11 protein-coding genes are annotated in these 13,233 nt (G+C 59.7%); 5 read left to right on the top strand and 6 right to left on the bottom strand.

Annotated elements, in window-relative coordinates:
* Positions 1-136 precede the first annotated feature (136 nt).
* From ABK249_RS24715 to ABK249_RS24705, 3 genes are all read right to left on the bottom strand, one after another.
* Positions 137-478 (bottom strand): GIY-YIG nuclease family protein, encoded by a 342-nt coding sequence (locus ABK249_RS24715; protein ID WP_037146793.1) that lies wholly within the window; start codon positions 476-478, stop codon positions 137-139.
* 61 nt (positions 479-539) lie between these two features.
* On the bottom strand, positions 540-2,009 hold the full coding sequence (gene sufB, locus ABK249_RS24710; protein ID WP_037146792.1) for a Fe-S cluster assembly protein SufB: 1,470 nt from the start codon (positions 2,007-2,009) through the stop codon (positions 540-542).
* 146 nt (positions 2,010-2,155) lie between these two features.
* Positions 2,156-3,322, bottom strand: a complete 1,167-nt coding sequence (locus ABK249_RS24705; protein ID WP_037146791.1) for a cysteine desulfurase family protein — start codon at positions 3,320-3,322, stop codon at positions 2,156-2,158.
* A 242-nt stretch (positions 3,323-3,564) separates the two neighbouring features.
* Here ABK249_RS24705 and ABK249_RS24700 point away from each other — a divergent pair, with 242 nt between their 5' ends.
* Entirely contained in the window at positions 3,565-4,242 is a 678-nt protein-coding gene (locus tag ABK249_RS24700) for an alpha/beta hydrolase (protein ID WP_037146789.1), read from the top strand.
* 44 nt (positions 4,243-4,286) lie between these two features.
* On the opposite strand, the gene ABK249_RS24695 is transcribed toward ABK249_RS24700, so the two are convergent.
* Both ABK249_RS24695 and ABK249_RS24690 read right to left on the bottom strand, forming a co-directional pair.
* Complete coding sequence (locus ABK249_RS24695; RefSeq protein WP_348864306.1) at positions 4,287-5,471, bottom strand: GGDEF domain-containing protein; 1,185 nt, start codon at positions 5,469-5,471, stop codon at positions 4,287-4,289.
* A gap of 56 nt (positions 5,472-5,527) precedes the next feature.
* Complete coding sequence (locus tag ABK249_RS24690) at positions 5,528-5,740, bottom strand: hypothetical protein (RefSeq protein WP_348864305.1); 213 nt, start codon at positions 5,738-5,740, stop codon at positions 5,528-5,530.
* Here ABK249_RS24690 and tyrS point away from each other — a divergent pair.
* Positions 5,727-6,980 (top strand): tyrosine--tRNA ligase, encoded by a 1,254-nt coding sequence (tyrS, locus tag ABK249_RS24685; protein ID WP_348864304.1) that lies wholly within the window; start codon positions 5,727-5,729, stop codon positions 6,978-6,980. The genes ABK249_RS24690 and tyrS overlap by 14 nt on opposite strands.
* Positions 6,981-7,031: 51 nt before the next feature.
* Here tyrS and ABK249_RS24680 read toward each other — a convergent pair whose 3' ends face one another.
* Entirely contained in the window at positions 7,032-10,424 is a 3,393-nt protein-coding gene (locus ABK249_RS24680; protein WP_348864303.1) for a YhdP family protein, read from the bottom strand.
* A gap of 110 nt (positions 10,425-10,534) precedes the next feature.
* Between ABK249_RS24680 and ABK249_RS24675 the strand changes: the two genes are divergently transcribed.
* The 3 genes from ABK249_RS24675 (at position 10,535) to ABK249_RS24665 (ending at position 13,222) form a co-directional block, all read left to right on the top strand.
* Positions 10,535-11,002, top strand: a complete 468-nt coding sequence (locus ABK249_RS24675; protein WP_348864302.1) for a peroxiredoxin — start codon at positions 10,535-10,537, stop codon at positions 11,000-11,002.
* A gap of 13 nt (positions 11,003-11,015) precedes the next feature.
* Positions 11,016-11,843 carry a ferritin-like domain-containing protein gene (locus ABK249_RS24670; RefSeq protein ID WP_348864301.1) on the top strand — a complete coding sequence of 276 codons (828 nt, stop codon included), beginning with the start codon at positions 11,016-11,018 and terminating at the stop codon, positions 11,841-11,843.
* 71 nt (positions 11,844-11,914) lie between these two features.
* Positions 11,915-13,222 (top strand): M23 family metallopeptidase, encoded by a 1,308-nt coding sequence (locus ABK249_RS24665; RefSeq protein ID WP_348864300.1) that lies wholly within the window; start codon positions 11,915-11,917, stop codon positions 13,220-13,222.
* Positions 13,223-13,233 lie beyond the last annotated feature (11 nt).

Genomic DNA, 13,233 nt, shown 5'->3' with positions numbered 1-13,233 from the left:
AAAAAAAAAAGGTTCTTGATCTCAAGCATTTCGTTTCCTACTCATAGGGCGGGTTCAAGGGCCGCCTTTGACCGATCGCGAGAGCGGTCCGTTTTCTGGTCCGTCATCCTCGGGCGTGTCCCGAGGATCTAAACCGTTAATTGTAATCGCCCCACAGTTTTGTATTCGGATGGGGTCGGTATGTGTTTTCCATTTCACCTATGTGTTCATAAAGGTCCATCCAAGTCGGATTGAACTCTTCTATGAGCTTGATTTTCCACTCCCGTACATACCGCTTCAGCGACTTTTCACGTTGGATCGCCAGCACGATGTTCGGGTGATTTTCGAACCACACCAGATTTTTCGCCTTGTATTTCTGAGTGTAGCCCTTCTGCACCTCGTTGCGGTGCTCCCACACGCGCCCCTGTAAATCACTCGTGACACCGGTGTAGATCACGCCTCGTGGTTTATCGGATATCATGTAGACGAAACCGCTCATTCCTTCTTTCCGTTGACGTTTGTAGATCCTCGGGACAAGCCCGAGGATGACGGAGGCGTTGTTACCCGACGCTTCCTTCGAGCGAAATGCCGATCAGCTTCTGGGCCTCGACGGCAAACTCCATCGGCAGTTCCTGGATGACGTCCTTGACGAAGCCGTTGACGATGAGGGCGATCGCTTCCTCTTCCGGAATGCCGCGCTGCATGACGTAGAACTTCTGGTCGTCGGAAATCTTCGACGTCGTCGCCTCGTGCTCGATTTGCGCGGAGGCGTTCTTCACGTCGATATAGGGCACGGTATGCGCACCGCACTTGTCGCCGATCAGCAGCGAGTCGCAGTTCGTAAAGTTGCGGGCATTCTCGGCGCGGCGATGGATCGACACCTGGCCGCGATAGGTGTTGTTCGACTTGCCGGCGGAAATACCCTTGGAGATGATGCGGCTCGACGTGTTCTTGCCGAGGTGGATCATCTTGGTGCCGCTATCGATCTGCTGATGGCCGTTGGATACGGCGATCGAATAGAACTCCCCACGGCTGTCGTCGCCACGCAGGATGCAGCTCGGATATTTCCAGGTGATCGCCGATCCGGTTTCCACCTGGGTCCAGGAAATCTTGGAGCGCGCACCGCGGCAATCGCCGCGCTTGGTGACGAAGTTGTAGATGCCGCCTTTGCCTTCGGCATCACCCGGGAACCAGTTCTGGACGGTCGAATACTTGATCTCGGCATCATCGAGCGCCACGAGCTCGACAACAGCGGCATGAAGCTGATTCTCATCGCGCTGCGGTGCCGTGCAGCCCTCGAGATAGGAAACGTAGGCGCCCTCCTCAGCGATGATCAGCGTGCGTTCGAACTGGCCGGTATTCTTCTCGTTGATGCGGAAATAGGTGGAAAGTTCCATCGGGCACCGGACGCCCTTCGGCACGAAGACGAAGGACCCGTCGGTGAAGACTGCCGAGTTCAGCGTCGCATAGAAATTGTCGGTGGCAGGAACGACGGAACCGAGATACTTGCGGACCAGATCGGGATGTTCGCGAATGGCTTCGGAAATCGACATGAAGATCACGCCAGCCTTCTTCAGCTCTTCCTTGAACGTGGTGACGACCGAGACCGAATCGAAGACCGCGTCGACGGCCACTCTCGGCTTCTCGACGCCGGCGAGTATCTCCTGCTCCCTGAGCGGAATACCGAGCTTCTCGTAGGTCTTCAGAAGCTCCGGATCGACCTCGTCGAGCGACTTCGGACCGCCAAACTTCTTCGGCGCCGCGTAATAGTAGAGGTCATTGAAATCGATCTTCGGATAGTCGACGCGCGCCCAGGTCGGTTCTTCCATCGTAAGCCAGCGGCGATAGGCGTCGAGACGCCATTCCAGCATCCAATCCGGCTCCTGCTTCTTGGCCGAAATGAAGCGAATGATCTCTTCCGAAAGACCTTTGGGAGCCTTGTCCACTTCGATGACGGTCTCGAAACCGTATTTATACTGGTCGATATCGATCCGGCGGACCTGATCGACTGTTTCCTGGACGGCAGGCATATCATTCTCCAATTCTTGCCGGTTCAAATTCCGGCAATTCTTGTCAGCATTCCGGGGGGACAAACGCCTCCCCTATGTAGTGGCCAAAAGGCTGTTTTCACACCTTTTGGCAAGCGGAAATTTGCGTTTCCGCAAATTCGACAAAATCAGGCCGCTTCGCCCCTCGGCCTCCGGCGGCCGGCAATCTTGGCGAAAGCCGCAAGCGCCCGCGAGATGTCTTCGTCGGTCGTATCAGGCCCGAGCGAAATCCTGAGCGCGCCGAGCTTGGGATCGTACCCCATCGCGCTCAGTACATGGCTTTCGCCCACTTTTCCCGAAGAGCATGCAGAGCCGGCCGACAGCGCAATGCCTTCGAGATCGAAGGCGATCTGTCCGGTTTCGGACTTCAGACCCGGCAAAGTGAAGAAGCAGGTATTCGCCACACGCGGGACTGTTTCGCCATGGATGATGGCGTCCGGCGCCGCCTGACGCATGCCCGCCTCCAGCCGGTCACGCAGACCAGCGATTGCGGCGCTGCGCTCTTCGAGATTTTCAAGCGCCGCTGCTGCCGCCGCACCAAAGCCGACGATGGCATGAAAATTCTCGGTGCCGGAACGATGGCCCTTCTCCTGTCCGCCACCGCGGATCAGCGGCTTCGGCATCAGCACCTCGCCGCGCGAAACCAGTGCACCGACGCCCTTCGGGCCGCCAATCTTGTGGGACGAGAGGATCAGGAAATCAGCATCCAGGACATTGATATCAACGGGCACGCGGCCGACCGCCTGCACGGCGTCCACCACCATCAGCCCGCCATGCGCATGGGCAATCGCGGCGGCTTCCGCCACCGGCTGGATGATGCCCGTCTCGTTGTTGACCAGCATCACAGCCACCATCGGCAGGCCGGCACTGCGATCATGGCCGGCGAGCAGGTTTTCGAGCGCCGCCAGATCGACGATCCCATCGCGATTGACCGGCACCTCCGTGACCCGCTCCGGGTCGAGACGCCCGCCTTCACGGATCGCCGGATGTTCGATCGCCGACACAAAGAGCCGGCTGACCGTCAACGGGGCACGGCCCATCCGGAATTCGGGCGTCAGCACATGATTGGCCGCTTCCGTCGCTCCGCTCACGAAGGTCACATGCGGCGCCTCGGCACCCACGAGAGCCGCAACCTGCCGCCGTGCCGTCTCCAGCGCGCCGCGGGCCGCCCTGCCCTCGCCATGCACGGACGAAGCATTGCCGGGCAGCCGCAACGCATCCAACATGGCAGCGCGAGCCGGCGCACTCAAAGGTGCGGTCGCGTTCCAGTCCAGATATGTGCGGTTTGGCGCCATTGCCTGATCGATTTCCGTTCCTAGATAGCAGTCAAATCTCACGAATGCGGAGAATTCCGCATTTTTGTTGAAATTTCCGCCAGCCTTGCCTTAAGAGACATCGCATCGGGCTCCGTTTCGAATGGCGCCCAAAGTTTCGAATGGTTCTAAACTGAGTTGTAGAAAAGCTGAGCGACTTCGTCAAGTCAAACTCGACGTGATGACGACCTGTTCGGAACCAGAGCACGTTGACCGGAGTACCAATGCCCGAAGTCATTTTCAACGGCCCCGCCGGCCGCCTGGAAGGTCGCTATCAGCCGTCCAAGGAAAAGAGCGCCCCGATCGCCATCATCCTTCATCCGCATCCGCAGTTCGGCGGCACGATGAACAATCAGATCGTCTACCAACTCTTCTATATGTTCCAGAAACGCGGCTTCACGACGCTCCGGTTCAATTTCCGTGGCATCGGGCGCAGTCAGGGCGAGTTCGACCATGGCGCCGGCGAGCTTTCCGACGCGGCTTCCGCGCTCGACTGGGTGCAGAGCCTGCATCCCGATTCCAAGAGCTGTTGGGTTGCAGGTTATTCCTTCGGGGCCTGGATCGGCATGCAACTTCTGATGCGCCGCCCGGAGATCGAAGGATTCATGTCGATCGCGCCGCAACCGAACATCTACGATTTCGCCTTTCTTGCGCCTTGCCCTTCGTCGGGCCTCATCATCAATGGGGATGCCGATAAGGTCGCACCGGAAAAGGATGTCAACGGCCTTGTCGAAAAGCTGAAGACCCAGAAGGGAATCCTGATCACCCACCGAACCGTCGAAGGCGCCAACCACTTCTTCAACGGCCAGGTGGAAGCCCTCATGGCGGAATGCGAAGACTATCTCGACCGTCGTCTCAATGGGGAACTGGTGCCGGAACCGGCCGCCAAACGCATCCGCTGAGCGTTCCCTGTGCTCTTGTCAGACGGCCGCCCCGGCGGCCGTTTTCATTTCACGACCCTGATCGATCCAGAAGGCGGAAACCCCGGATGCGCTTGCTTGACGCAATTGCGGCCGGTGCGTTTCGCCTCGTAGAGAGCAGCATCGGCATTGCGCATCGCGTCGGCGAGTTCGCCTCCCGCAGCAAGCTCCGCGACGCCGAAGCTGGCGGTGACGGTAAAGGACGGCGGCAGGGCGCTGATGCGGATCCCCATCGTCCCGGCCCGAAGCGCCTGCGCAAAAATCAGCGCCGTCTCTATCGTCGTATTCGGCATGAAGACACCGAACTCCTCTCCGCCGATGCGGCCGACGACAGTCGTCTTTGTTGCGCTCGTCTTTAAAAGTTCGCCGAAAGCACGGATCACCAGATCGCCGCCATGGTGGCCATAGGTGTCGTTGATGGCCTTGAAGTGGTCGAGATCGCAAATGATTACCGCGTGCCGGACATTCGGCGCCATCGAGATCGCCGCCTTCACGCCATTCTCGAAACCGCGGCGATTGGCAAGACCGGATAGGGCATCCTGTTCCGAATTGCTGCGCTCGTCGGCCATGATTTCCAGCACCAGAACCGAAAGCAGCGTCAGCCCGACCGCGACCATCAGCACGGCGGTCGAGCTTTGCGAGATCAGCGCATAATTCGTATGGATGTAATCCCTGGCGGTCGTCCCCGCCCCCGCCAGTACCGCCATGCCGGCCTTGCCGAAGAAATGCAGGCCGGTAACGAGGAGCAGGCCGCCGAGCGCCCGATCGATCGCGAGCCGGCGCGCGGAGGAGAGAACCGCAAATGCGCTGGCCAGGACCACCAAAGCGAAAGGCGTCTGATATGAGAAAGCATGCAGGACAGTCCCGCGCGGCAGGTTGTATATCAGGACATCGAGAATCGTACAGGTAATCAGGAAGCAGATTGCGAAAGGCAGATTGCTCTTCCGGCCATACAGGTCCCCGATGCCGATTCTCAGCAGGATCATGCCGCCAAGCACGGTCGCGAACGCGCCGATCGCCCAAAATCGGGTCAGGGCGGTGTAGGCGACCAGCAGCTCGCAGATCGCCGAGAGCGAAGCGATCGCAAAGCCGGCCGCGAACCAGAGCGCAGCACTTCGGGAGCGGCTGCGAGTCGATACAACCGCGAAGACCAGCGAGAAGGAAATGGCGATGATAAAATTCACCGCCAGGAAGAAGGTCGCCCCGTTCATCAACCCTCAGTGCAGATCGCTGCACGCCACCCGTTTACCGTGTTCCATGACCGATGTTAGATGCGCATGAACAAGAAACGGTTAATACCTAAAATATTAGCGACAATCAGCGTGTCCTGCGTGTCTCCGTATTGATTGCGGTCCTTCCATTCCTCGCATTGATCGTTCCAAGCATCACTTTTGAAGTGATTGCGGGCAAAAACAGTGCTAGACGCGCCCCACACAGCGAAAACACATCCCTGCCAGAGATTGATCATGTCCAGGTTCAAGTCCGATTTCCTCCACACGCTCGACGAGCGTGGTTTCATCCACCAGATTTCCGACGAGGCTGGTCTCGACGAACTGTTTTCGAAGGAAACCGTGACGGCTTATGTCGGCTACGACGCTACCGCAACGAGCCTCCATATCGGCAACCTGATCTCTGCCACGATGCTTTACTGGCTGCAGGAGACCGGCCACCGGCCAATCGCGCTGATGGGCGGCGGCACCTCGATGGTGGGCGACCCTTCGTTCCGGGACGAGCAGCGCAGGCTCCTGACGCCAGAGGCGATCGCCACCAATATCGAAGGCATCAAGAAGATATTCTCCCGCATCCTCCGCTTCGGCGACGGCCCGACGGATGCCTTCATGGTCAACAATGCCGACTGGCTCCTGAAGCTGAACTACGTGGAATTCCTGCGCGACGTAGGCCGGCATTTCTCGGTCAACCGTATGCTCTCCTTCGACAGCGTCAAGCTGAGGCTCGACCGGGAGCAGTCGCTCTCCTTCCTCGAATTCAACTACATGATCATGCAGGGCTACGACTTCGTCGAGCTCAGCCGGCGTTACGGCTGCCGCCTACAGATGGGCGGCTCGGATCAATGGGGCAATATCATCAACGGCGTCGACCTCGGTCACCGCATGGGGACACCGCAGCTCTATGCCCTGACGACACCCCTCCTGACGACCAGTTCCGGCGCCAAGATGGGCAAGACCGCTTCCGGCGCCGTCTGGCTCAACGAAGATGTCTTCAGCCCTTACGAGTTCTGGCAATACTGGCGCAATACCGAGGACGCGGACGTCACCCGCTTCCTAAAGATCTTCACGCGCCTGCCGCTTGACGAGATCGCCCGGCTCGCGGCGCTCGGAGGTTCGGAAATCAATGAAGCGAAGAAGATCCTGGCAACCGAGGCGACCGCCATCGTGCATGGCCGGGAAGCGGCGGAAGCTGCTGCGGAAACCGCGCGGACCACGTTCGAGGAAGGCGGACTTTCCGAAAACCTGCCATCCGTCGAGGTTCCAGCCACCGAGCTCGATGCCGGCGTCGGCCTCCTGTCGCTGATGGTACGTGCCGGCCTCGCCGCCTCGAACGGCGAAGCCCGCCGACATGTCCAGGGTGGCGCGGTGCGCCTCAACGATCAGTCCGTTACCGACGAACGCAAGACGGTGGGTGCAGGCGAGATCACCGGCGACGGCGTCATCAAGCTTTCGCTCGGCAAGAAAAAGCACATCCTGGTGCGCCCGGTCTGATCCAGTCCCGCAATTTGCAAACAAAACTGGGCCGCGTCTGCGGCCCTTTTTCTATTGAAACTCGAAGATCTGCCGGAAAATGCCGGGAGCGATCAGCGACAGCGGGTTAACGGTGAGCTTCGGCTTGTCGAACGGGCCTTCCAGCTTGAAGGTAATGCCGAGCAGGCCGCGATCACGGCCGTTGCCGAGAATGGCACCGATCAGGGGGAGTTCGCCGAAGAGACGGTTCAATCCATAGGCGGGCATGAACGTTCCGGTCATGTTCATATTGCCTCTGGAATCGCGCACAAGTCCCTGGAAGGTCGCGCCGATCTGTTCGCCGCGCACCACGCCGTTCTCGACGGCGAAAGCCCCGTCGCGGTAAAGAAGGCTCGCAAAACCACGCTGGAATTTGGCCGAGGTGACGTCGATATTACGCTTCGTCGCGGTGCTCAGGCTCCGCCCTTCCTGATCCGGTGTCGAGACCAGAGACTGGAGCTTCGATTCGTTGACGAGCGAAAAGTTGCGCAGATCGATAGATCCCGTCCAGGCGTTACCATTCGCCTTCAGCCGCAGGTTCAGGAGCCCGCCACGCATGTTGTCGTAAAGATCCGTAAAGCGGATCACCGCGCCTGCATCTCCGCTGGTGATGGAGACCGTATTGCCGCCATTCATCTCGCTGATCACCGCTTGGCCGCTACCCGTCGCGGCAGAGAAATCAGCAGTCGTGACATCGCCGTCGCGCCTGGAAACCAACAGCGACACGTTGGTCAACGTCTGGTCGTTGAAGCCGATCATGCGGTCGAGTTTGGCTCGCACCGTTACGTCATCGTCGTCGCGACCGCCACCACCTTTTCCCTTTTCCTCTGCCCTCAGCCTGGTGATGACCGGCCGCATATCCATTACGGAACCGGTGATCGATATGTCGAAATTGCTCTTCGCTTTCTTCACGGCGACCGCATAATTGTCCGCAGGCGAAAGCTGGACACGGGAGAACTCGGCCGAAGTAAGCTCGTCACTATTGAGCACCAGGCTTCCCCGCGCGCCAAAACCATCACCGGATAGCTCGAAATTGCGGATGTCGGTGCGAGCCCCCTCTCCGGAAAGCTCGAATTGAGCCTTGGCCGGAATGCCGCCGCCCTTCGTCCATCCAAGCCACGGAACGGAGAGAGCCGCGCGACTCAAGTCGAGCGCCACGGTCTGGCGGGCTTCATCAACCCAGATCCAATGCGCAGAGATCGTCCCGTCGATTATCTCGGAAAGTCCCGGAACCAGCTTCTCTCGCTGGTCGTTGTTGAGCACCGTCTTGATAATCCGCTCGCGTTTGACGGGTGATGCGCCATCAACCGGCTCAACGACCGTGATATCCGCCGGCACGTCGTCGATCTCACCCTTGGCGGCAAGCCGAGCGGCTTGCGTGTCGACATCCAGCGTTCCGTTCAGCGCGCCGATCTTGCGACCGGAAAACTCGGTGCCGAGATCGACGTCATCGAGTTCGACATGGGCGTTCCAGGTTGGCTTGGGGGGATTCTGGGCGTTAATCAGACCCATGCGCGCCTTGAGATCGAGCCGGGCATTGCCGGAGAAATCTTCCGGTTTGAACTCTGTCCCCCTAAGAGCGTTGATCGGTCGGAAATTCGCAAGTTCCGCCACTGCGTCCGCAGGTCCTGCAAGTCTCAGTGAAAGATCAGCCATCAAGGGCTTGTCATAAGTGGCGGGAATGGAGAAACGGCCATTCTCCACCGAGACGGACCGCCCCGACGGAAAGAATGACGCCGCATGGGCGATATCGAACTGGAGCACCTGTCCTTTCAGATCGAAACGGCCCTCGATGTCACGGAGCGGTGGGATGTCGCCGGGGAGGTTGATCCGGGCATTGGCAACATCGAAACTGATCTGCAGCTCGTTCCCGTCGAGCTCCATCGGAATGCCGGGGCCTTTCATACGGCCTGCCGGAATGAAGACGGCAATCGAGCCATTGGTCACGGTCCCGCCGAACATATTGCCCATGATCCAATCGCGCGGCTTGCGCGCCATCCAGAAGGGCCAGAGTTGCTTGACGCCGGTCACTTCCATGTTCGGCAGCTGTGCACCGAAGCTGATTTCCGGCGATTGATCGCCGAACCGGATTTTCAAAGCTCCGGCCATCCGTCCAAGAGGGCTGGAAACACCCATTTCATCGAATTGAAGCTCGCGATCGGCCGAGAGATATCGACCCGTCGCCTTGAGATCGAACTGTGCGGGCTGTTCGCTTTCGGTCGCTCCCACGGCCGTGCCGCTGCTGATCAGAAGGTCCAGGCCGAAGCCAAGCCGCTGATCGTCCGGATTCAGTCGGTTGAGATCGATGACCGCTCCCGTGAACGGCAGGACCGTAGGACCGAAACGGGCTTCCGACTTCAGGAGTTCGATCGAATCCTTGGCAAAATCATAGGCGATATTGATGACGGCGCCGGTAAAGGTCTGCTGGAGGCCATCGAAATAGAAATAGCCCGGAGACTGGCGAAGCGTTGCGGTGATGGCAGGCTTCGTGGTCTCGCGCGCGCGGACGGCGGCAAGGTCGAGATCGAGCGAACCTTCGATCCCCTCGCGCGGCGCTCCCTCCTCGGTTCGCTGCAGCAGGAAGGACGTGACCTCGAGACCCGTCAACTTCGCCGATAGGGATGTGGTGACGCCTCCCACGGTCCTGGACGCAGCCGTCAGCACGGCCTTGCGGCCATTGAGGCTGATCGCACCATTGATCTCCACCTCGCCCTCGATGCTGCGGGTCAGCTCGAGATTATCGACGACCAGCATGATCGGTTTCCGCCCCGGGGCGGCAGGCAGCAGGATTTCGATGCCGGAGATACGAACAGAACCCGTGCCTGTGCGCTCGATGAGACCACGCGCCTCGTCGAGACGTTGAAAAGCCTGTTCGAGCAGAGCGGGCATGGCGTCGATCCGCACCTCGGACAGCGGCAGCGGATCGCCGGACGGCAGTTGCGCCGTGTTGAGGTGGATGTTTTCCGCCTCCATCTGCTTGATGGAGATCCGGCCACCGAGAAGCGCCAGGGGATCGATCGCCATGCGCATGGCGCCCGTCTGGCTCAAATGTTTGCCCGTTGCCTGTTCAACGATATCGACGTCGCGCGCCTCCAGGGCCAGACGAAAACCCGAGTCGAAGCGAATGACAGTCGAACCGACCGATGCGGCATAACGCGGGCCGATCGCGTCGTTGAGCGCGCTTTGGGCGCGTGTCGAAAGCGCTCCATCGACTGCTCCGCCTTCGATCGCGAAGACGGCGCTGCCGAGCGCGAGAAGCACCAGCATCAGGAGCAGCACGACCGTCCTGCCGAATCGCTTCACGCGTTTTGGCGGCGGCGGGCAATGGACGATGATCGGATCTTCCGCCTGTGCAGAGGGAAGTTCGTGCAGCGGAATGATGTCCTTCCGGCTGAAACTGACCCTTTCTCCGCGAATTTCCGCCATCAGGTTGAAACTATCTTTCCATACTCGCAAATGATCTGGACGCCGCGGAGGCCAGTATATACCGATTGCGGCGACAATCACTCAAGATACCGGCAAAAGAAAGGAAATCCATGTCCCATTTGACGATCGGCGACATTGCACCTGACTTCGAGCTTCCACGCGACGGAGGCGGCACCGTTTCCTTGCAGGCTCATTCGGGTAAGCCGATCGTGCTCTACTTCTATCCCAAGGACGACACGGACGCCTGCACCAGGGAGGCGATCGCGTTCTCCGGGCTCTTGCCGGAATTCGAAAAGGCAGGGGCAAGCGTGATCGGAGTGTCTCCCGATAGCGTCAGGAAACATGACAAGTTCGCCAAGAAGCACGAGCTTTCGGTCATCCTCGCCTCCGACGAAGACGCAGCCCTTGCCAATCTCTACGGCGTCTGGAAAGAAAAGAAGATGTATGGCCGCACCTATATGGGTGTGGAACGGACGACCTTCCTGATCGGCGCGGACCGGCGAATCGCAAGGATCTGGCCGAAAGTGAAGGTCACGGGCCATGCCGAGGAGGTGCTGGAAAGCCTCAAGGCACTGTAAGCAGAGGAATCCGATGACGGACACGTTTTCGATCACGTCGCTGAGAGGCGGCGCAACGATTGCGATCCTTTCGGCCGATCTCGACATCAAGACGCGGCTTGCGCAGGAGACCGCCACCCGTTGGTTCGAACGTCGGCTGTCGCTGCGCTCGCCGCTCGATCCGCCGCTGCCCGAGCGGCCGGGACGGCCCGAAAAGCCGGAACTCGTGCCGCCGAAAGCCGTCGAAAAACGCTCGCTGCATACGCTGAACGGCCGGATCGCGACGCTGCATGCGATCGCCCATATCGAGCTTAACGCCGTCGACCTGGCGCTCGATATCGTCGCCCGCTTTGCGACCGAAGCGGTGCCGAACTCCTTCTTCGACGGCTGGATGCAGGTCGCGTTCGAAGAGGCCAAGCATTTCCGCATGGTCCGCGCACGGTTGAACGACCTGGGAGCCGATTATGGGGATATGCCGGCTCATGACGGGCTCTGGCAGGCAGCCCATTCGACCCGCAACGATCTGACTGCGCGGCTCGCCGTCGTACCGCTCATCCTGGAAGCGCGGGGGCTCGATGTGACGCCGTCGCTGCAGGCCAAGATGCGCGAGACGGGCGATCTGGAAAGTGCGGCGATTCTCGATGTCATCTACAATGACGAAAAGGGTCACGTGGCGATCGGCGCGAAATGGTTCCGCTTCCTCTGCGCCCGAGAGCGAAAAGATCCGGCAGCGACATTCCAGCAACTGGTGCGCGCCAATTTCCGCGGCTCCCTCAAAGCGCCGTTCAACGACATCGCCCGCGCCGAAGCTGGCCTCACGCCCTCGTTCTACCGCTCCCTCACGTCCACCAGCAGCGCCTGAAATAAGCATTCATTAACCTTAACCATGTGTAATCGATCCAACGGAACGGGTTGCATCTCCGGGAGATTCACGTGGCGAAGGGAATCGAAAAACGGGCGTTTGGGAAGCGTGCGCCTCAGCACGTCCTCATTCTCGCCAGCGGCGAAAAAATCCGCCACATGACCATTCGCCCCTGGATGGCGGCTCTGACCTTCTGCTTTTTCGGTGTGTTTACGATCGGCTACCTTGCGGCGACCTCCTATCTCGTCATCCGTGACGACCTGGTCGGCGCGACCATGGCGCGCCAGGCCCGCATGCAACACGATTACGAAGACCGTATCGCGGCGCTGCGCGCCCAACTCGACCGCATTACTTCGCGCCAGCTTCTCGACCAGCAAGTCGTCGAACAAAAGGTGGAAAAGCTGCTTGAGCAGCAGAACGCTCTCTTCGATCGACATGGCAAGCTCGGATCGCTGCTGAACCGAGCGGAAGAATCCGGATTGACCGCGCCCGAGATGCCCGCCCCGGCCTTCCAACCGGTCAAGAAGGAGCGGCAGGCCTCGCTTTCCGGAGGAAGCGGCTTCCAGGCCATCGACAAGCTACTCTCCGGCAAGACTTCCGCCACTCCGCTCGATACAAAGAGTGCGCTCGGGTTTGTGCCGCTGCGCGACAACATTGCCGATCGGGCCGACCGCGTTTTTTCCAATGTGACGCTATCTTTGAAAAACATAGAGAAGGAACAGCTCGCCAAGATTACCAATCTGACAACCGACGCTTCCGCAACGGCAGATGCGATTGCCGCGATCCTCAAGCGCACCGGCGTTCAGGTAGACCCTGCACGAAAGGCTTCAGGAGACACAAGCGAAGGTGTGGGCGGCCCCTATGTCGAGCCGCAAATTGATGTCAGCGGTTTCGATGTTTCGCTCGATGAGCTCGACGCAGCACTCAGGCGGCTGGAAAGCGTGCGAGAAACGGCTCGCGACCTGCCCTTCGGCAATCCAGCACCCGGCCATGAGATCACCAGTCGCTACGGCAACCGCATCGACCCCTTTCTCGGCCGGCTGGCCCTGCACGCAGGCGTCGATTTCCAGGCGGATACCGGCCAGGCGGTTGTTGCAACCGGCGCCGGCAAGATCATCACCGCCGGGCCTTCCGGCGGTTACGGCAACATGGTCGAAATCGATCACGGCCAGGGCGTCACCACCCGTTATGGGCATATGTCGAAGATCCTGGTCAAGGAAGGCGATATGGTCTCCGCCGGCGATGTCATCGGGCGGGCAGGCTCCACCGGTCGCTCCACCGGTCCACATGTGCATTACGAAGTCCGCCGCGACGGCAATCCGGTCGACCCTATCCATTTCCTCAATGCCGGCATGAAGCTCACGACATATCTCAATTGAGCCTTTCGTTT

The organism is Neorhizobium phenanthreniclasticum, assembly GCF_040066075.1.
In the GTDB taxonomy this organism is placed as follows: domain Bacteria; phylum Pseudomonadota; class Alphaproteobacteria; order Rhizobiales; family Rhizobiaceae; genus Neorhizobium; species Neorhizobium petrolearium.
Note: the sequence above shows the minus strand (reverse complement) of the source record. Positions and strands in the feature narration are given on the sequence as shown.